Origin of the sequence: Streptosporangium vulgare (assembly GCF_042428775.1) — a bacterium.
In the GTDB taxonomy this organism is placed as follows: domain Bacteria; phylum Actinomycetota; class Actinomycetes; order Streptosporangiales; family Streptosporangiaceae; genus Streptosporangium; species Streptosporangium vulgare.
This window is the reverse complement of sequence record NZ_JBHMBS010000007.1, coordinates 136,130-156,172: the sequence shown is the minus strand read 5'-3', so window position 1 is coordinate 156,172 and position 20,043 is coordinate 136,130. Positions and strand designations below refer to the sequence as shown.

16 protein-coding genes are annotated in these 20,043 nt (G+C 71.6%); 5 read left to right on the top strand and 11 right to left on the bottom strand.

From position 1 onward, the window contains the following. Positions 1-12: 12 nt before the first annotated feature. From ACFFRH_RS17030 to ACFFRH_RS16995, 8 genes are all read right to left on the bottom strand, one after another. Entirely contained in the window at positions 13-1,338 is a 1,326-nt protein-coding gene (locus ACFFRH_RS17030; RefSeq protein ID WP_386157560.1) for an NAD(P)/FAD-dependent oxidoreductase, read from the bottom strand. 96 nt (positions 1,339-1,434) lie between these two features. After that, positions 1,435-2,292: a family 3 encapsulin nanocompartment shell protein gene (locus ACFFRH_RS17025; RefSeq protein WP_386157557.1), complete on the bottom strand. Its 858-nt coding sequence runs from the start codon at positions 2,290-2,292 to the stop codon at positions 1,435-1,437. A gap of 195 nt (positions 2,293-2,487) precedes the next feature. Next, complete coding sequence (locus ACFFRH_RS17020; RefSeq protein WP_386157554.1) at positions 2,488-3,339, bottom strand: class I SAM-dependent methyltransferase; 852 nt, start codon at positions 3,337-3,339, stop codon at positions 2,488-2,490. Positions 3,340-3,478: 139 nt separating this feature from the next. Next, complete coding sequence (locus ACFFRH_RS17015) at positions 3,479-4,306, bottom strand: SDR family NAD(P)-dependent oxidoreductase (protein ID WP_386157551.1); 828 nt, start codon at positions 4,304-4,306, stop codon at positions 3,479-3,481. 113 nt (positions 4,307-4,419) lie between these two features. After that, a complete protein-coding gene (locus ACFFRH_RS17010) occupies positions 4,420-5,439 on the bottom strand; it encodes a sulfotransferase (protein WP_386157549.1) in 1,020 nt (339 codons plus the stop codon). Then, positions 5,436-6,629, bottom strand: a complete 1,194-nt coding sequence (locus tag ACFFRH_RS17005) for an MFS transporter (RefSeq protein ID WP_386157546.1) — start codon at positions 6,627-6,629, stop codon at positions 5,436-5,438. The genes ACFFRH_RS17010 and ACFFRH_RS17005 overlap by 4 nt, the downstream gene beginning before the upstream one ends. A 2-nt stretch (positions 6,630-6,631) precedes the next feature. Continuing rightward, entirely contained in the window at positions 6,632-8,059 is a 1,428-nt protein-coding gene (locus ACFFRH_RS17000) for a DegT/DnrJ/EryC1/StrS family aminotransferase (protein WP_386157543.1), read from the bottom strand. An 875-nt stretch (positions 8,060-8,934) separates the two neighbouring features. Beyond that, entirely contained in the window at positions 8,935-9,504 is a 570-nt protein-coding gene (locus ACFFRH_RS16995; protein WP_386157540.1) for a PadR family transcriptional regulator, read from the bottom strand. Between the two features lie 53 nt (positions 9,505-9,557). Between ACFFRH_RS16995 and ACFFRH_RS16990 the strand changes: the two genes are divergently transcribed. Then, on the top strand, positions 9,558-10,748 hold the full coding sequence (locus tag ACFFRH_RS16990) for an FAD-dependent oxidoreductase (protein WP_386157538.1): 1,191 nt from the start codon (positions 9,558-9,560) through the stop codon (positions 10,746-10,748). 216 nt (positions 10,749-10,964) lie between these two features. On the opposite strand, the gene ACFFRH_RS16985 is transcribed toward ACFFRH_RS16990, so the two are convergent. Further along, positions 10,965-11,834, bottom strand: a complete 870-nt coding sequence (locus ACFFRH_RS16985; protein ID WP_386157535.1) for a UbiA family prenyltransferase — start codon at positions 11,832-11,834, stop codon at positions 10,965-10,967. Between the two features lie 351 nt (positions 11,835-12,185). Between ACFFRH_RS16985 and ACFFRH_RS16980 the strand changes: the two genes are divergently transcribed. The 3 genes from ACFFRH_RS16980 to ACFFRH_RS16970 are packed head-to-tail and all read left to right on the top strand — an operon-like array spanning position 12,186 to position 14,984. Then, positions 12,186-13,403: a type III polyketide synthase gene (locus ACFFRH_RS16980; protein WP_344746313.1), complete on the top strand. Its 1,218-nt coding sequence runs from the start codon at positions 12,186-12,188 to the stop codon at positions 13,401-13,403. A 7-nt stretch (positions 13,404-13,410) separates the two neighbouring features. Continuing rightward, positions 13,411-13,974, top strand: a complete 564-nt coding sequence (locus ACFFRH_RS16975) for an isoprenylcysteine carboxyl methyltransferase family protein (RefSeq protein ID WP_344746312.1) — start codon at positions 13,411-13,413, stop codon at positions 13,972-13,974. Beyond that, complete coding sequence (locus tag ACFFRH_RS16970; RefSeq protein ID WP_344746311.1) at positions 13,971-14,984, top strand: NAD(P)/FAD-dependent oxidoreductase; 1,014 nt, start codon at positions 13,971-13,973, stop codon at positions 14,982-14,984. Before ACFFRH_RS16975 ends, ACFFRH_RS16970 begins: the two co-directional genes overlap by 4 nt. A gap of 184 nt (positions 14,985-15,168) precedes the next feature. Here ACFFRH_RS16970 and ACFFRH_RS16965 read toward each other — a convergent pair whose 3' ends face one another. Next, on the bottom strand, positions 15,169-16,050 hold the full coding sequence (locus ACFFRH_RS16965) for a hypothetical protein (protein ID WP_386157530.1): 882 nt from the start codon (positions 16,048-16,050) through the stop codon (positions 15,169-15,171). 412 nt (positions 16,051-16,462) lie between these two features. Then, positions 16,463-18,298, bottom strand: a complete 1,836-nt coding sequence (locus ACFFRH_RS16960) for an AMP-dependent synthetase/ligase (protein WP_386157930.1) — start codon at positions 18,296-18,298, stop codon at positions 16,463-16,465. 180 nt (positions 18,299-18,478) lie between these two features. Here ACFFRH_RS16960 and ACFFRH_RS16955 point away from each other — a divergent pair, with 180 nt between their 5' ends. After that, positions 18,479-19,990 carry a peptide MFS transporter gene (locus tag ACFFRH_RS16955; protein ID WP_344746307.1) on the top strand — a complete coding sequence of 504 codons (1,512 nt, stop codon included), beginning with the start codon at positions 18,479-18,481 and terminating at the stop codon, positions 19,988-19,990. Positions 19,991-20,043 lie beyond the last annotated feature (53 nt).

Below are 20,043 nucleotides of genomic sequence, written 5' to 3'. Positions count from 1 at the left end.
CGTGGATCGTGGTCAGGGCCGGCGCCGGACACGGCCTCCGTAGCGATCGGGGCGCAGGGGCGCGAGGTCCATCTCGGGCCGTTCTCCGGCGACGAGCTGGGCGATCAGCCTTCCGCTGACCGGCGCGAGACCCATGCCGATGTGGCCGTGGCCGCACGCGACGGAGAGGTTGCGGTAGGGGGCGGCACGCCCCAGATAGGGAAGGCCGTCCGGGCTGCAGGGGCGGAAGCCGCTCCAGGTTTCGAGGATCTCGGTGCGCTCCAGTTCCGGAAGGTAGGTGTGGACGGTTCGCAGGACGCCGTCCACGCGGCGACGGGAGATCGTGGCGTCCAGGCCCGCCAGCTCCAGGGTTCCCCCGAAGCGGAGACGGTCACCGAGGGGGACGAGCGCGACCTTCCCCTCGCCCAGGAGGACCGGCAGCCGAGGCGCGTTGGCCGGCGCCTTGACCGTGACGGAGTACCCCTTGGCGGGCTGGAGCCTGAGCCCGAGGTTCAGGTCGCGGGCGCATTCCGCCGACCATGTCCCGGCGGCGACGACCGTCTCGCGGGGGGCGAGATCCCCTCGGGTGGTCCTGACCCGCCGGATCCCGCGGCCCGCGACCTCGAAGCCGACGACCTCGGTCCGCTCGTGGATCTCGACGCCCATGCCTTCGAGCATCCGGGCGAAACCGGTGACGAACTCGGGAACCCGCAGGTAGGCCCCCTCCTCGTTGTACAGGGCGCCGCAGATGTCGAACTCGGCGTCCGGTTCGAGCGCGCTCAGCTCCCCCGGTTCGAGGACGCGCAGCGGCACGCCGCTCGCGACCGTACCCGGCACCGACAGGCATGCCTTCTCGAACCCCTGCGGGGTCCTGTAGGCGAGGAGCATGCCCTGGGCGGTGAAGGTGGGGGCGAGGTCGCCCGGCGCGCAAAGCTCGCGCAGGATGCCGAGGCTCCGCCTCTTCATGTCGACCAGCACGCGGAAACCGGCCTTCGCGTCCCGCTCGTTGCAGGCGCGGCGGAAGTGCCAGAGCCAGGACAGCAGTTCGGGGTCCGGCCGCGGTCTGATGGAGAAGGGACTTTCCGGGTCGAGGAGCCAGCGCAACCCCTGGGCCATCACGCCGGGCTCGGCGAGGGGGAGCGCGCCCTGCGTGCCGACGAAGCCGGTGTTGCCGTACGAGCAGGACTGGGGACCGCCGACCGGCCCGCGTTCCACGACGGTCACGCCGTTGCCCGCGCGACGCAGGTAGTAGGCGCAGAACAGGCCGACGACGCCGCCGCCGATGACGAGGACGTCGGGATCGCTCCGGATGGGCGCCGGGCTCGGCGACTGTGACGGTGGCGGCGGCGCTGTCGGCATCTGTTGTCCTCTACGGGGTCACGATCACGGGTTCATGCTCGCGGGTTCATGCTCGCGGGGGCGCGGTCGCGGGAGTCACGGCCACGGGAAGCGCGGTCACAGGGTCACGATGAAGAAGTTGGTCATGAGGTTGATCACGACCCGCTCGTAGATCTCGGCCATGAGCGCGATGCCGGGCTCGGCGAAGGTACCCGGGGGTGGTTCGGCGAAGCGGATCACCGAACGGCCGGCGTCGAACAACTGGGCGCCGTGCCCGAAGTCCCCGACGATGGCGGTTCCCGGGTCGACCAGGCGCGTACGCACGATGAAGACGCCGTTCTGCTCCAGGTCGTCCATCAGGCGGCCCTGTCCCATGAACCGGTAGTAGTCGACGGGGTTGATGATGAGGCCGTCGGCTGTGCCTCCCATCTGCTCCGCCTCGTTGCACGCCGCGAGGATCGTCGAGGTGAACGGCCCCTTCGACGTCATGCGTATGACGTCCGGGATGTTCAGCAGCCCGCCCTTCCCGCGGATGATGGTGTGGTTCTCGGCCGTACCGAGGCGAACGATCAATCGGTAGTTGATGAAGGACTCGAAGGTCTCGGGGTCCTCCCACAGGCCGGGCGGTACCTGCACCCACGCGGTGGTGGGATAGAGCTCCGGGATCGGCGACTTGTGGAAGCGGTTCGCCGCCTCGCGTCTCAGGTCGGCCTCGTCGACCTCGGGGTCCTCCGGCCGGGGCGGGCTCTCGTGCCAGTAGTACCGCCGGGGGTCCCTGGAGAGGTCGACGACCTTGAGCATGTTGCGTGCCGGGTAGCGCGGCTTGCGCCGTGAGCTCGTCAGTGAGTCGGTGATCGTCACGTCGTACTCGACGGAGGCCTCAAGCCCTTTGGCCATACAGGCCTCGACGAACATCCGGCCCGGCGACATCTGCTTCTTCCGCTCGGCGACGACCTCGGCCATCGTCCGTTTCATGCCTTCCGTACGTTGCATGGCTTCCTCGCTCGTGGTGGTTCCGCGCTCGTGGTGGTTCCGCTCTGTGGTTCCGCGCTCGTGGTGGTTCCGCTCTGTGGTTCCGCGCTCGTGGTGGTTCCGCTCTGTGGTTCCGCGCTGTGGTTCCGCGCTCGTCGTGGTCCGGGGCTCGTGGTCGGTGTCCGTGGCGGTTCGGCGCTACGCCGTGGCGGTGCCGGGCTTCCTGGCGACGAACATCCCCCAGCCGAACTCACCGTCGTCGATGGCGACCTGGATCTCCGCGCAGGACTCGGCGAAGGCCAGCATCCAGTCGCGGGCCGCGGCGTCCTGCGTCGTCCCGGCACGCTCCGTGGCCGTCCTGCCCAGTACGCGGTAGGTCTGCCTGATGTGACTCTCCAGGTTGCGTGCGAGCAGGATCTCGAACCCGGCCTCCTGCAGAACGGCCTGGTAGCCGACGAACGAGTAGCCGCTGTTCCATCTCACCCGGTCATAGACGTGCTTGCGGGCGCGCTCGCCGACCTCCTCCTTGGGCTGGAGAAAGTCGGAGAAGGCGAAGATGCCCCCGGGCCTGAGGACACGGTGGATCTCGCGGTGGCTGCCGGGCTTGTCAGGCACGAGGCAGAGCGCGTCCTGGCTGACGACGTGGCTGAAGGTGCCGGCCTCGTAGGGCATCTGTGTGACCGAGCCCTCGCGGAACGCGATGTCGAGCCCGGTCTCGGCGGCGAGGGCCTCCCGCGCGAACTTCACTCTCTCCACGCTCAGGTCGAGCCCCTCTCCTCGGCAGCCGAACCGTCTGGCGAGGTGGATGAGGAAGTTGCCGCAGCCGCAACCGACGTCGAGGACGAAGGACGAGCCGTCGATCCTGGCGTCCGCGGCCAGGATGTCGGACGTCCGCTCGGCGGCGGCCCGGTAGTCGTCGTCGGTGTCGTCCGCGAAGTAACCGGTGTGCAGGACGCCGTCGCCGTCCCAGAAACTCAGGTAGGTGCTGAGGGTCTGGTCGAAGAAGTCGCGGACGTCTGTCTCGGTGTAGGCGTGGCTGGTCGTCGACATGACGGATGCCTTTCTTGTCTTACGAAACGTCTTACGGAACGCCTTACGAAGCCCTGTCTTGGGAAACCCGTCCTGAGTCCTGATCGCTCGAAGCCCTGTCGTCCGGCCCCCCGCCGTGATCCCCGGCCGTCACCTGCCCTCAAGTGAAGGTGTCCCTGCTCGCCGCGGTGAGGTGGGCCGGCTCCGGTCCCACCACACTGGCGCCACCGTCGATCAGGTGGAGCGCGCCGGTGACGAACGAGGCCCGCTCCCCGGCGAGGAAGGCCGCCACGGCGGCGAACTCGGCCGGCGCTCCGAGGCGGCCCAGGGCGTTGTGATCGCCCATGGCGCGCAGCCGGGCCTCGACGTCGCCGTCCGCGGCCAGTTTCGCCGCCGCCCGTTCCACCGGCGGGGTACGGGTCGCGCCGGGCGCCAGCACGTTGACGGTGATGCCGTCGCGGCCGAGCTCCGAGGCGAGGGACTGGGCGAAACGCACGATGGCGGCGCGGGTCACCCCGGACAGCGCCAGCTGCGCGATGGGGACGCTCGCCGTCTCCGAGGCCACGAAGAGCAGCCGGCCCCACCGGGCGGCCTTCAGATGGGGCAGCGCCGCGAGAGCCAGGGTGACCGCGGGGAGGAGCACCTTGTCGACGGCCGCCTGATAGTCGGCCGGGGAGAACCGCGAGGCCGTGCCGATCGGCGGGCTGCCACCGCTGACGAGGACGACGTGGAGCGCGCCGAAGCCGGCGGCGACCTCGTCGACCCAGCGGCGCGCCGCGACCCCGTCGGTGACGTCGACACTCGTGGCGTGCACGCGCCCGCGTGCCACCTCCTTCACACTGCGTTCCGCCTCCGCGAGCCGGTCGCGGTCGCGGGCGCCGATCGCGACGTGCGCGCCCTCCCTCGCCAGTTCCATGGCGGCCGCCAGGCCGAGGCCGCTGGAACCACCGGCGACGAGTGCGACCCTGTTCTCGAGCCCCAGGTCCAACCGTCCTCCTCCCCTGCCGTTCTCGCTGTTCCTGCCGCTGTCGCTGTTCCTGCCGCTGTCCGGAACGGCCCGCCGTACGGGTTCCCGACGCGCGGTCCACCGTCGTCCGGGTCCTAACGCTCACCGGCCGCCCGCGGCGGCGCGGTGCCGGGCCGCCGCGGGCGGCCGGTGAGAGGTGTGCCGCCATAGCCGTAGCGCCGGAAGAGCGGCCACGACAGCGTCGTCGCGGTCAGCCGGGCGGGCGTGGAAAGGCCGGTCCTCCAGGAGTCGTCCCGGTTCCGGATGACGGTGGTGCCGGTGTTGAAGCGGTCCGGGTTGCCGGTCACCGTGTGGTTGGTGTGGAGTTCGACCGTCTGGCCCCGCATCGGGTTGGCCTCGGGGCCGGCGCCGCAGAACCGCAGCAGCGCGTCGATCGTCCCGGCCGGGTCGGCGATGAACTCCTCGTAGCGCAGGAACATCGACCGCTCCGGGTGGCGCCGGAGAATCGCCTGTGAGGCCACGTTGAAGCCGTACCAGTAGGCCGTGCTCTTCCTGGACGACATGACGTAGCAGTACTGTTTCTCACGGCTCCACGACTGGGCGACCGCCCGGGGGTCGCGTACGAGATGGACGTAGTAGGGCGTCACCCCTTCGAGGTGCGACAGCAGGGCCGCCTCCCCAGGGATCTTGGTGGTGTCCACGAGCACGCGTGCGCCGGTCAGCGCGGCCACGGCCCGGTAGGTCCGCGTCATCAGGGCGGCGTGCTCGCGGATCTCGGCAGAGTGCAGCCCGCGGCCGAGCACGCGCCAGGTGTGCCGCGTCCGTACGCAGGCCAGCTGGCGGCGGATGACGGCCTCGGCGTGGGCCTCCGCCGAGACCCCGGGCGGCCGGTCGAGGGGGAGGATCCTCGACCAGATGTGACACTCGGTCAGTGGCCTGCCACAGCCGCACGAGCTGTTCGCGCCCTTGCCCGCGGCGTTCTTCCACAGGAAGTGCATCTCCCCGACGTGGAAGAACTCCGGGACCTCGTTGAGGATGTTGCCGATGATGGTGCTGCCGTTACGGCACCAGCCGGTGATGCAGAGGATCCTGAGCGGCGGCGCGCCCGGGGGATCTGGTGTGTTGATGGCGTACTCCTGACTCGACGGGCTCAACTCACGGCCGCCGGCCGCGCGTCGGGCCGGCGGACACACAGCGACACGGCCACGGCCGTCGCCGCGCAGGCGGCACCGACGACGAACACCGCGGGGTAGCCGAACCCGGCCGCGACCGCTCCGGCCAGCGGCCCCCAGACGGCGAGGCCCAGGTCCCAGAAGGAGGTGTAGGCGCCGATCGCGGCCCCCTGCCTCGACGGGTCGGTGCGGTTCATCACCATCAGGGCGAGCGACGGGTGCAGCAGCGAGAACCCGACACCCATGATCACGCTGCCGAGCACGGCGACGGGCAGGTTCGGGGCGAGGGCGATGATCAGCAGGCCGACGGCCTCACCGCCGCCGGACCAGGTCGCGACCTTTCGCGGCCCGAGCTGGTCCGGCAGGTGACCGATGAACAGGCGGGTGCCGGCGTAGACGGCACTGAAAACACTGAGCACGACGACGCCCGACGACACGCCCCGGGCCTGGAGGTGCAGGACGACGAAGGCGGCGATCCCGGCGTATCCGGCGGAGGCGAGCGCGAGTGCCAGTCCGGGCAGCAGCACGGGCCGCGGCAGCAGGGTACTCCCCCGGTTCCGTCCCGCACCGTCCCGCCCCGCCCCGGGGCTCCCGGCCCCCGAGGGCGCGGGAACCGAAGCGATCAGCAGGAGACCGACGAGCGCGGCGGCGGCGCTGAAACCCCACACCGCGCCGTAGCCGAAGTTCAGCAGCGCCGCGCCGAGAAAGGTCCCGGCCGAGATCCCGCCCCACATGCTGATGCCGTAGAGCCCGATCAACTGTCCGCGGCGGTGGTGCGGCGCGAGCGAGACGACCCAGACGGCACCCGCGGTGAAGAGCGACGCCTCGCCGACACCGAGCAGCAGCCTGACGGCGACAAGACCGTTCAGGCCGAACGGCAGGAAGTAGAGCAGCCCTCCGACGGCGATGACCAGCGCGCCCGCCAGCATGACGAGGCGGTGGCCGTACCGGTCCGCGAGGTGACCGGAGACGGGCCGTACGAGCAGGGCCGTGAGAGCCGTCGCCATGACGACCAGCCCGACGGCGAGGTCACCGGCGCCGAAACTCTCCCTGACGAAGCCGGGCAGTACCGGGATCACGGCGGTGAGACCCAGGTAGCCGCAGAAAAGCCCTCCGAAGACCCCGACGAGGGCGAGGCGCGGGATCGTGCTCCTTTCCGCGGGGGCCTCCATCGCTACTGCCCCACGGGTGCGGGGTCGGCGAGCCCGGCGGCCGGTTTCGCCGAATGACCTGAGCCCTGACCGGCCGGTGCGTACCCGCGGTCGTCGCCCAGGACGGCCCGCGCCGGTTCCGTGTGGTGGCGATCCGGCGCGACGGCGGCGGCGACCTTGCGGATCGCCCTGATCAGCTGGTCACAGTCCTCCGGCGAGAGGCTGGAGGACAGGGGGACGTCGACCGCCTGTTCCAGGTATCTCGTGGTGTTCGGCAGCAGCGCCTTGATCTCCTCGGCGTCCTTGTCACCGAACATGAACCGCCAGTTCCAGAAGACCCGCACGTTGGTGTCCTCGTCGGAGCCGAGGTTGCGCGCGTCGACGCCCTCGCGGCAGAGCGCGTTCGCGAACCATTTCGCGTCCACGCCGGGAACGCGGAAGATGAACGCCTCACCGAGGTATGCGCCGGGTTCCACAGGCTGCCGGATCGCGATCCGGGAGAGGCCGGAGAGGGCGGAGGCCACGTAGGCGTAGTTGTGGTGGAAGCGTTCCAGGCGCAGCGGCAGCCGGGCCATCTCCGCGCGCAGCAGGGCCGCCCGGATCTCGTCCATGCGGAAGCTGAGCAGCGGCAGGTCGAGATCGGTGCCGATCGGCGGCTCGCCGTCGGGAAAGTGCCTCCGGAAGCGCCCCTCGTACGCGCCGGAGAGCACGACCGCTCGGGCGAAGAGCACGCTGTCGTCCGTGGCCAGGAAGCCGCCCTCACCACAGTTGAGCGACTTGTCCGACTGGGTACTGAAAGCACCCGCGAGCCCGAAGGTGCCGAGCTTGCGGCCCTTCAGTTCGGCGCCGAGGGCCGGTACGGCGTCCTCGAACACCGGCACGCCCATCTCCTCGGCGAAGCGTGTCAGAGCCTCCATGTCGGCGGCGAAGCCGCGCATGTGGACGACCAGGATGCCCTTGATCTCGGGCGTCCAGCGGTGGCGGAGATCCTCGATGTCCATATGGAGGTTCTCGTCCACCTCCACCAGGAGGGGGGTGCAACCGGCGAGCACGATGGCGCTGGGGGTGGCGACGAAGGTGAAGCCCGGGCAGGCGATCAGGGAACCCCTTGGTATCCCCGCGGCCATGATGGCGAGCGCGAGCGCGGTGGTACCGCTCGACACGGCCAGCGCGTGCTTGGTTCCGAAGTAACGGCACAGTTCCTCCTCGAACCGGCCGCACTCGGTGTCGCGCTGGGATCGGTGATCGTAGCGGAAGTAGAGATGGCTGCGGATGGCGCGGATCGCCGCCTCCTCGTCCTCGGGGTGGACGAAGACGGCCCCCTTGTCATAGGTGGGCCAGGGTACGCGCCGGACGGGAGCGCCACCGTGTATGGCGAGCCGCGTGTCCTCGGCCTCCCCGCTCCCCGGCAACGACCGGACCCGCGCGGGCCCCTCCTTCTTTCTGTTCACCGTCGAGCTCCTTGTTGCTGGCTGGCTGGTTTTCTCTTCGATGGCTTCCGGGCGTGCGTGATCACCACCACCGGCGCGGTCATGGTCACGCGGGGCCGGCGGTGTCGGAGGGGGCGGCGGTGAACTTGCCCGTCGCACTCCCTGCCGCGATCACGGGGCCGGGAGCGGACCGGAAAGAACGCTGACGATCATTCGGAAAACCCCGGAGATCAATTCTTCCGAGGATTCCTCAGGCTCGTGGAACGAATTATCGATCATGCTGGGGATTGTGGAAATCTTTAGAATGTTCCCTAAATGCGCCAAGGGTGTCAATGGGCAGAAATGGTATGGCCGGGAAAACGAGCACCCGATCATCCGCACGCGTCCACGGCCACCCGCGCTCTTCCGGACGCCGGATAATCACCTTCTCCACGGCCCCGGCGGTGCGCCTCGCGGTCCGGCGTAGGCCGGGACTCGCGTGCGGCGAGGACGGCCATCGCCTCGCATCCCCGAACAGAAGCCGACCTGACCTGGAAATTCTTTGTGTTTCGCCCAGCTCGGCCGTCGAAACACCCGCCGTCGGACGGGTCCGGCGGGATCCGGGACGGGATATCCACGACCCGCATCCAAAAAACCCGCAAAACCTATAAATAAAGTCGAAAATTCGGATTCAAAGCGCCACCGGCCAGAGCGGTTCGACCTTATCCCGCCTCACCCCGCATTTGCCATATCAATTTCGGTCGCCGCTTTATTTGTATTTGCGGAAATACCTCTCGGGTACGACCGAACGCGCCTTCCCGTCTCCCTTGCGACCGGATCCACATTCGCCGCTCATCCGAAACGCCTTCGCGCGACGCGGGCACTCCCCGGCGGATTCTCACCCACCGGCTCGGGCACTACATGCGGTAGTCCCAGTCGAGCAGGCCCGCGCGCAGGTCGGCGACGAGGCCGCGGACATAGTCGAGTTCGGCCTTGAGCACGGCCCGCTGATACTCCGACTCCACCAGGAAGACGCGGGGCAGGAACCTCCCGCCCTCGGTCAGGTCGGCCTCCAGCTCCGACAGCCGCGCCTCCAGCGAGGTCAGGCGCTCCTCCAGCGCGGCACGGACCTCGCCGGGCGGCAGTACGGGCATGAAGGCGAGCGCGGCGGGGAACTCGGGGAACTCGCGGGCCCGCGCGGAGAGCATCGTCCGCATCCACTCCCGCAGCGTGTCGCGGCCCGCGCCGGTGGGCTCGTAGACGGTCCGCTCCGGGCGGTTCTCCTCCCGTGAGGTCTCGCGGACCGCGATGAGCCCGTCGCGCAGCAGCCGGTCGATGGTCTGGTACACGCTGTTGCGCTGCGCGACGTTGACCACGTCGTCCTTGTGCCGCTCCCTGATCAGACGCTGCATCTGGTACGCGTGCATCGGCGCCTCGGCGACCAGCGAGAGCAGCGCCATGGCCAGGGGAGACCGCCTCGTCGACATGGCGAACATCGTAGGGCTCGCCGCGTAATGGTCATTTTATGTATAGTCATCTTATGACTAAAAAAGCGTTGATCATCGGCGGGGGCATCGCCGGTCCGGTGACGGCCATGGCCCTGCGGCGCGCGGGCGTGGACTGCGAGGTCTTCGAGGCGTACGACCGCGGTTCGGAGGGCGTGGGCGTCTTCCTCACGCTCGCGGTCAACGGGATCGAGGCCCTGCGCCTCCTCGATCTGCACCACCTCGTCCACGACCTGGGCATGGACTCCCCGCGGATGCTCATGCTCGACCGCCGGGGCAGGCCGCTCGCCACCACCCGGCAGCCCAGCCGGACCCTGAAGCGCGCCGACCTCTACCTGGCGCTGCGCGACGAGGCCGTACGGCGCGGGGTGCGGATCCACTACGGCAGGCGCCTCACCGACGCCTCGGCCACCGCGGACGGGGTGCGGGCGGTCTTCGCCGACGGCGGCACGGCCGAGGGCGACCTGCTGGTCGGCGCCGACGGGCTCCACTCGCGCACGCGCACGATCATCGACCCCGGCGCTCCCCGCGCCCGGCACGTCGGGCTGCTGAACACGGGCGGTTTCGCGGACGGTGTGGAGGTTCCCGGCGAGCCGGGAACGTACTACTTCGTCTTCGGCAAGAGGGCCTTCTTCGGCTACCTGGTCCATCCGGACGGGCAGGTGTGGTGGTTCGCCAACCCGCCGAGCCCGAGGGAACCGACTCCGGAGGAGCTCGCGGCGATCACCTCGGAGGGGTGGCGCGCCACGCTGATGGAGCTGTTCAGGGACGACACCGGGCCGATGCTCGACATCATCGGCGCGACCGGCCACATCCCGGCCGGATGGAACACCTACGACTTCCCGACCGTGCCGAAGTGGTTCGACGGGCGCATGGTGATCCTGGGCGACGCCGCGCACGCGACCTCGCCCTCGTCGGGCCAGGGGGCGTCCATGGCGATCGAGGACGCGGTGGTGCTGGCCAAGTGCCTGCGTGACGTCCCCGGCATCCCCGACGCGTTCGCCGCCTTCGAGAGGCTGCGGCGAGACCGGGTGGAGCGGATCGTGGCGCACGGCAGGCGCAGCGGGAGCGGCAAGGCCCCGGGAGCCGTCGGCGCCTTCCTGCGCGACCTCACGCTCCCCGCCATCATGCGGCAGGTGGAGAAGAGGAACGCGCTGGCCTGGATCCACGACTACCGGATCTCCTGGGACGAGCGGGTGTCCGCGGTGCCGGTGGCGTCCCGCTGAGACGCGAGCGGTCCTACCGGCCGGGAGCCGGGCCGGCCCAAGGGTCAGCCCGGGAACGGGCGCGGGCGCGGGAACGGGTCAGGGGGTGGACCGGCCGGGGAGCAGGGCGGTGGAGAGCGGACCGGCCTGGAGCCCTCCGGTCAGGCACAGGCCGGGCGGGAGCAGGCAGGGCGGATGTGGACCGGTCGGGGATCCCGTTCGGGGGCGGCCGGCCGGTCAGGGGGCGGTGATCACGGTGCCGCGGGCGAGGAGCAGGACGACGTCGACCGCGGCGACGGCGATCGCCGCGGCGAAGGGGACGCGCGACGAGCCCCGGCCCAGTGCCGGTCCCGCGGCGGTGAAGGCCCCCGCCGCCGCCAGGGCGGCCCAGCCTCCCGCGCCCGGCGGCCCCGGGGGGCCGAAGACGAGCAGGGTCGTCGCGGCCAGCAGGGGCAGCGGGATCAGGAGGCGGACGCGGGCGGTGCCGAGCCGCTGCGGCCAGCCGCGGACCCCGCCCGCGAGGTCCGCGGGGATGTCGGGAAGCACGTTGGCCAGGTGCGCCCCGCAGCCGAGCAGCGCCGCGGCCGTCACCGCCCACCAGGCGGGCCACGGGTGCCCCGGCAGGCCCAGGGTCACGAACCCCGGCAGCGAGCCGAACCCCACCGCGTACGGCAGCCAGGACAACGCGGTCGCCTTGAGCCCGAGGTCGTAGGCCCACGCCGCGGCGACGCCGGTCAGGTGGACGGCACCGGCGGCGGGACCGGAGGCCAGCGAGAGCGGCACGCACAGCGCCAGGGCCGCGAGCGCGGCGGCCCACACCGTACGGACGCCCACCGCGCCGGAGGCGACGGGCTTGCCGGTGCGGCCCGCGGCGGCGTCGCGTGCGGCGTCCACCGCGTCGTTGCACCAGCCGATCGAGAGCTGCCCCGCCAGCACGGCCGCGGCCACCAGGGCGCACCCGGCCGCGTCGCGCCCGCTCGCGACGGCCAGCGCGGTCACCAGGACGGTGACCGCCACGGTCGGCCCCGGGTGACAGGCGAGCAGCAGTCCCCGTACGGCCCGGAGCGGCGGCCCGGGTCCCAGGCGCGATGGCCGGCTCGTCGTCACGCGTCGATCGTAGGCGGGAACCTCGCGGAGCGCGGGCACCCTCGCGGGCCGGATCCGCGGCCCGCGCCTTCCGGTCGCCCGCCTCACGAAGCCGGGGCGCGACCTCCTCACGGACCGCACGAAGTCAGGGCGCGGCTCCCTCCCGGACCTCACGAAGCCGGGACACGGGTTCCTCGCGGACTTCGTCGAACCGGAGCGCGCCTTCCTCGCGGACTTCGCGGGGACGGAACACGGCCCTCGTACGGGCCCGGACGCCTTGGCAGGCGGGCGCGGAGGGCTTCTTGACGCATGCCGCACGCGGCAGATGGGCAAAAGGGAGGTGTCCGCTGTTCGCGAGCCGGGAGTTACCAGATGACGCGAATCGTCGCTGTCCGCGGCGCACTCCCGCCGAACCACCACTCCCAGGCAGAGATCACCGACGCGTTCGCGCAGGCGTGCCTTCCCAAGGGTGCCAGCCGCCTGTTGCTCGACAGGCTGCACGCCTCCGCCCGGGTGGAGTCACGGCACCTGACGCTGCCGCTCGAACAGTACGCCAAGCTGGACGGCTTCGGCGCGGCCAACGACGCCTTCGTGGAGACGGCGGTGGAGCTGGGCGTCGAGGCGGTGGGCGGGGCGCTGCGGGACGCGGGGGTCCTCCCCGAGGACGTGGACATGATCCTCTTCACCTCGGTGACCGGTGTCGCGGCGCCCTCGGTGGACGCCAGGCTGGCCGGGCGGCTCGGACTGCGCCCCGACGTCAAGCGGATACCGGTCTTCGGCCTGGGCTGCGTCGCGGGGGCGGCCGGGATCGCCCGCCTCCACGACTACCTGCGCGGCTGGCCGGACCACCTCGCGGTGCTGCTCTCGGTCGAGCTGTGCTCCCTCACCCTGCAGCGCGGTGACGCCTCCATCGCCAACATGGTGGCGAGCGCCCTGTTCGGCGACGGGGCGACGGCCGTGGTGGCCCACGGCGACGAGTGGCGGCCACGACGTACCGGGGCCTCCGCTCCCTCCTCGTCCTCGGCATCCCCGGGAGCCGTGTGGTCCTCCCCCGCGACCGGCGCGCCCGTGACGCACCGGCGGCTCCCCGAACCGGTGGGAGCGCCCGGGATCACGGAGCCGACGACTGCGACCGCCGCGACGGCCGCGACGGCGGGGCCGACGGTGGTGGCCTCGCGCAGCCACCTGTATCCGGGGTCCGAGCACGTGATGGGCTGGCACGTCGGCGACACCGGCTTCCGCGTGGTGCTCGACGCGAGCGTCCCCGAGGTGGTGCGCACCTACCTGGCGGACGACGTGCACGGCTTCCTCGGTGACCACGGCCTGAGGGTCGAGGACGTGACGGCCTGGGTCTGTCACCCGGGCGGCCCGAAGGTCCTGGAGGCGGTGGCGGAGACGCTGCGGCTTCCCGAGGGCGCGCTGGACCTCACCTGGCGCTCGCTCGCGGCGATCGGGAACCTGTCCTCGTCCTCCGTCCTGCACGTCCTGCGGGATACGCTCGCCCTGCGGCCACCACCGCCGGGCACGCCGGGACTCCTCCTCGCGATGGGGCCGGGCTTCTGCTCCGAACTCGTACTGCTGCGCTGGTAGGAGCCCGATGTCCTGGCATCTGTCGTCCTGGTACCTGCTGCTCGTGCTGCTCGTCGGCCTGGAGCGTGTCGCCGAGCTGGTCGTCGCGCGCCGCAACGCGCGCTGGAGCATGGCGCGCGGCGGGGTGATGTCCGGGCAGGGACACTACCCGTGGATGGTCGCCCTGCACACGGGCCTGCTCGCCGGATGCCTGGTCGAGGCGGGTCTGGCCGACCGGCCCTTCGTGCCCGCGCTCGGCTGGCCGATGCTCGTCCTGGTGGTCGCCGCGCAGGGGCTGCGCTGGTGGTGCATCACCGCGCTGGGCCCGCAGTGGAACACCCAGGTCATCGTCGTACCCGGTCTGCCGCTGGTGGAGCGCGGCCCCTACCGGCTGCGGTGGCTGCGCCACCCCAACTACGTCGCGGTGGCCGTCGAGGGGGCGGCGCTGCCTCTGGTGCACACCGCGTGGGTCACCGCGCTGGTGTTCACCGTGCTCAACGCCGCGCTGATGGTGGTACGGATCCGCTGCGAGGAGGACGCCCTGGCCTCGCTCGCCACGACGCCGCCGTCCACCGGCGGGGCGCGGGCGTGATCGACGTCCTGATCGCGGGCGGGGGGCCGGCGGGGCTGGCCACCGCGATCCACGCCGCGCTGGCCGGGATGGAGGCGGTCGTCGTCGAGCCCAGGGCCGTGCCGGTGGACAAGGCGTGCGGCGAGGGGCTGATGCCCAGCGGGACCGCCGCCCTGGGGTCGCTGGGGGTGCGGGTCGAGGGCAGGCCGCTGCGCGGCATCCGCTACCTGGACCGCCGGTACGCGGTGGAGGCGGCGTTCCGCGACGGGGCGGGCCTGGGCGTGCGGCGGACCGCGCTGCACGCCGCGCTGGCCCGGCGGGCGCGGGAGCTGGGCGTGGAGGTCGTGCCCGGCAAGGTGGACGGCGTGCGGCAGGACGGCCACGGGGTCGAGGCGGCGGGTCTGCGAGCCCGCTGGCTGGTCGCCGCGGACGGGCTGCACTCCCCGCTGCGCGCCCTGCTCGGACTGGAGTTGCCGGGGCGCGGGCCGCGCAGGTACGGGCTGCGGCGGCACTACCCGGTCGCGCCGTGGACGGACTTCGTCGAGGTCCACTGGGCCGCGGACGGCGAGGCGTACGTGACGCCGGTGGGCGAGAACCTGGTGGGCGTCGCCGTGCTGAGCTCGCGGCGGCGCGGCTACCCGGAGCACCTGGCGGACTTCCCCGCGCTCCTGGAACGGCTGGAGGGACCGGCGGCGACCCCGGTGCGCGGCGCGGGGCCGCTGCGCCAGCGGGTGCGCGCCCGGGTGGCCGGGCGGGTGCTGCTGGTCGGTGACGCGGCCGGCTACGTCGACGCGCTCACCGGGGAGGGGGTGTCGCTCGCGCTGACGTCCGCGCGGTTGCTGGTGGACTGCCTGCGGGCCGGTACGCCCGGGTCGTACGAGGCCGCCTGGCTGCGGCTTTCCCGGCGGCACCGGATGCTCACCGGGGCGCTGGTGGGCACCCGCCGGTACCGGACGGCGGGACGGCTGATCGTCCCGGCCGCCCGGCGGATGCCCTCCCTGTTCGGCGCGGCGGTGCACGCCCTGGCCTGACATGGGCTGGGCTGACCTGGCCTGACATGGGCTGGGCTGACCTGGCCTGGGTTGGGCTGGCCTGGGTTGGGCTGACATGGTTCCCGGCATGACCTCACCTGACCTGGCACGGCCTGGCGTGACCTCGCCGATCGGCCGGAGCCTCCGTCCCCACCGGCCGGCCCGGTGATCCACCAGGAGACGCCTAGCGCGTCACCTGGTGGACGATGCCCAGCCTGGGGGCGTAGTGGTTGGTGCCCTGGAAGCGGATCCGCCACTCACCGCCCGTGCGGTCGCCCACGGTCCGGGTGAAACGTCCGTGGGAGTCGGTCGTGGCGCCGGCCACCCTCGTCCACGCCGCCTTCTTCCCCGGCCGGTGCAGGATCTCGACGGGCTGGCCGGGGAAGGGCGCGTAGTCGAGGTCCCCCTGCGGGTCGACCCGGTTCAGCACGCCCGTCACCCGCACACCCGAGTTCTCCCTGACCGCCTCCACCCCGCCGAACCTGGTCAGGCGCTTCAGCAGGAAACCTGTGTGCCCGGTGACCTCGGCGCCGTCCGCGCCCCTGGCGGTCACGGAGACCGTCCACGGTCCTGCCGGGTACCAGCGGCTCAGGCTCCGCTCCGGGGCGAACCGCCAGGTCACCCAACCCTCCCCCGGGCGGGAGAGGATCCTCCCCGCCGCCGCCCCGGCCGCGCCGGGGATGAGGCGGGCGGCCACGACCGGGCCGGGCGCCGGTCCGGGCGCGAGGGCCGGCTCCCGGCCGGGCCCCGGCCGGGCGGACGCCCCGGGGCGGGGCGCGGTGGCTCCGGGACGGGGCGCGGTGACGGGGAAGGGCGGGCCCGCCGAGGCGGGAGGCGCGCCGGGCTCGACCTTGATCTTCACCCCCTCGGGGCCGCTGACGCCCCGGGCCACCACCTCTATCACCATGCGTACGGAGTCGGCGGGCCCGACCACGGGGTTCGCGGGGCGCAGGGTCACCGAGCGGATCGTCAGGTCCTCGACAGCGGCGGCGGCCGGGGCTCCGGCCGGTGCCGGCAGGGTCACTGCCCCGGCCGCCAGGGATGCGAGAAGGACTCTCATCGTCATGATCAGGACGCTAGGAGGCCGCCGGTAACAAGCAGGTAGAGGACACACGCCCCGTTGGGCAAAACGAGAGCCGCCCCGCGGGAGCCCCCAGGCCCGGCCGTTCCCCTGTCGTGTCCTCTGCCGTGTCCTCTGCCGTGGGACCGGCGTGCCGGCGGGGATCGCCACCGCCGGCCGGAGGATGCCCGGGAGCCCGGGAGCCTGGGAAAAGGAGAGCCCGGCGCCCGGCGACGGCGGGCGCCGGGCAGCTCGGGCGGCTCGGGCGGCTCGGGCGCTGCTCTCGGTCTCCTCGTGATCAGTTCTCGCACGTGCCGTGCGACCGGCTCTCGTACGGTCCGTGCGCCGGGCCTTCGCACACGCCGCGCGATGGGCTTTCACGCGGTCCCTGTGCTCAGCCCTCGCACACGCCGTGCGGTCAGCCCTCGTACATGCCGTCGATGATCTCCGCGTACTTGGCGTGGATGACGCGGCGCTTGAGCTTCAGGCTCGGGGTGAGCTCCGTGCTCTCGGCCGTCCACTCCACCGGCAGCAGGCGCCAGCGCTTGATCTGCTGGACGCGGGCGAGCTTCTCGTTGGCGACGGCGATCGCGCCCTCGACGGCCTTGAGGACGTCGGGGTGCTCGGCGAGGTCGGCCAGGGTGGTGAACGAGACGCCGTTGGCCTGCGCCCAGCCGGGGGCCACCTCGCCGTCGAGGGTGAGGATCGCCACCGGGTACGGCCTGCCGTCGCCGTAGGCGAGGGCCTGGCCGATGAGCGGGTGCTCCTTGAGGTGGCTCTCGATGTTGGCCGGGGAGATGTTCTCGCCCCCGGAGGTGATGATGAGCTCCTTCTTGCGGTCGACGATGCTGACGAAGCCGTCCTCGTCGATGGAGCCCACGTCTCCGGTGTGCAGCCAGCCGTCCTCGTCGAGCAGCTCCGCGGTGGCCTCGGGGCGCCCGAGGTAGCCGCGGGTGTTGGCCGGGCTGCGGGTGATGATCTCGCCGTCCTCGGCGATCCGCACCTCGACGCCGGGGCCCGCCTGGCCGACCGTGCCGAGCTTGTAGCGTTCGGGGGCGTTGGCGGTGAACGCGCCGGTCGTCTCGGTCATGCCGTACACGTCGAGGACCCGCAGGCCGAGACCGGCGAAGAAGCGCTGGACCTCCAGCGGCATCGGCGCGGCGGCGGTGGCGAGCCAGCCCGCGTTGTCGAAGCCGATCATCGACCGGATGATCGACAGCAGCGCGGCGTCGGCCTGCTCGTAGGCGGCGAGGATCTCGGGCGAGGGGGTGCGTCCGTACTGGTTGGCCTCGACGTAGGCGAGCCCGGCGGCCATCGCCTGGCGCACGCCCTCCTGCTGCTCCTCCGGCTGGGTGGCCAGCAGCGCCTGCAGGCGGGCCATCATCTTCTCCCACACGCGCGGCACCCCGAAGAACAGCACCGGCTTGACCTGGCCGAGGGTGGCGCCGAGCTGGGCGAGGTCGGTGCAGAAGTGGGTGTGGGAGAACTTGAAGAGCGGCAGGTAGAGGCTGAGCACCCGCTCGGCGATGTGCGCGTAGGTGAGGTAGGAGATCTGGGTGCCGTTGCTGGGCAGCTCGGCCATCCGGTTGGTGGCCACGACCTCGAAGAACACGTTGGCGTGGGTGAGCGGCACGCCCTTGGGGTTGCCGGTGGTGCCGGAGGTGTACAGGACGGTGAGGACGTCGTCGGCGGTCACCGCCTGCCAGCGGGCGTCGACGGCGGCGGGGTCGGCGGCGAGCGTCTCGCGGCCGAGGGCGAGGAAGTCGTCCCAGGAGATGAACCGGTCCCCGGCCGGGGCTCCCTCCAGCACGATGACCTTGCGCAGTCCGGGGAGCTCGTCCAGCACCGGTTCCCACCTGGCCAGGTCGGCCGGTCCGCCGAGCACCGCGATCCGGGCCGCGACGTCACCGGCCACGAACGCCACCTGCTCGGGGGCGAAGGTCGAGTAGACGGAGCAGGACACGGCGCCGGCGTGCACCGCGCCCAGGTCCGCCAGCACGTGCTCGCTGCGGTTCACCATCATGAGCGCGACCGCCTCGCCGGGCTCCAGCCCGAGGGCGGCGAAACCGGCGGCGATCTCCAGGACCCGCTGCCTGGCCTGGGAGTACGTGAGGGTGGACCAGCCCCCCTCGACCGGGTCGGAGTACGCGGGCGCGTCGGGATTGCTCTCCGCCGCCTCCTTCAGCTGACCGCAGACCGTACGGCCCGCGATCTCCCTCTCGATCGCCGCCCGCTCCTCAAGGACACCGGCCATGACGCGCCTCCAGAAAGTGCTCACTTGCACGAGTGGCATGCATCGCACCACACGCCGTTCCCCTTGGACAAGCCCCTGAAAGAGAGAAGAAACGCCACATTGCACAACCGGCTTTCCGGCCCCGGGAGGAGGCGTACGTAGAGTTAGCCTCTGATCACGCGATGACGTTCGGGGGGACGCATGCCATCGGGAACACGGGCTCGCGGCAGGACCTTCTTCGGGCATCCGCGCGGCCTCGCCACGTTGTTCGGCACCGAGATGTGGGAGCGCTTCAGCTGGTACGGGCTGCGGGCCATCCTCGCCACCTTCATGGCCGCCTCCCCCGCCACCGGCGGCCTCGGGCTCACCCAGCAGACCGCCCAGGCGATCATCGGCATCTACGGCGCCCTCATCTATCTCGTCGCCCTGCCCGGCGGCTGGATCGCCGACCGGATCCTCGGCGCCCGCAGGGCGGTGCTGTGCGGCGGCGTCGTCATCATGTGCGGCCACATCAGCATGGCCGTCCCCGTCAGGGGCGGCGTCTTCGTCGCGCTCGGCCTGTTCCTCATCATCGCCGGGACCGGGCTGCTGAAGCCCAACATCTCCACGATGGTCGGCAAGCTCTACGCGCAGGACGACGACGCGCACAGGGACGCGGGCTTCTCGATCTTCTACCTCGGCATCAACATCGGCGCCTTCATCGCCCCCGTCGTGGTGGGCAGGCTCGCCGAGGGCGACCGCTGGCACCTGGGCTTCGGCGCGGCGGCGGTCGGCATGGCGCTGGGCCTGGTCCAGTACGTGCTGGGCAGGCGCCACCTCATGGGCGTGGGCGAGCGGCCGGGCCACCGGATGACCCCGCGCGAGCGCCGTCACTTCACCCTCGCCCTCGTCGCGGCCGTCGTCGTGGCGGGCGGCGCGCTGGCCGTGTGGGGGGCTTCGGGCACTTTCAGCCTCGACACCTTCGCCCTGGTGATGACGCTGCTCATCGTGACCGTGCCGGTGCTCTACTTCGGCTACATCCTGCTGGGCAGCCACAACCTGACCGACGACGAGCGCTCCCGGATGAAGGCCTACGTCTGGCTGTTCGTCGCGGCCGCCATCTTCTGGATGGTCTACGACCTGGCGCCGACCGTGCTGCTGTTCTTCGCCCAGAACAACACGGACCTGTCGCTGTTCGGGCTGCGGATCACCCCGGCGACCACGCAGGCGTTCAACCCGCTGTTCATCATGATCTTCGTGCCGGTCTTCGCGGCGCTGTGGGTCCGGCTGGGCAACCGGGTGACCGCTCCCCACAAGTTCTCGGCGGGACTGTTCGTCAACGGCCTGAGCTTCATGATCATGGCTCTCGCCGCCCTGCTGGCCCAGACCGGGAGGATCTCGGTGTGGTGGCTGGTGCTGGTCTACCTCGTCCAGGTCTTCGGGGAGCTGGCGCTGAGCCCGGTCGGGCTCTCGGTCACCACCAAGCTCGCCCCCGAGGCGTTCAAGAGCCAGATGCTCGGGCTGTGGTTCCTCTCCTTCTCGGTGGGCGACGCGGTGGGCGGTCAGACGGGACGGCTGAGGAACCACATGTCGGAGCCCGCGTACTTCCTCACCCTCGCCACGATCTCCATCGTGGCGTCGCTGGTGCTGCTCGCGTTCGCCGGAAGGCTGCATGCGATGATGCGCGAGCACCGGGCGCCGGACACGGACACAGACACGGCCCCGGCGTCCTGACCTCCCCATCGACCTCATGGAAAGCGTATATATCCGGTCATGGGATGATTTGT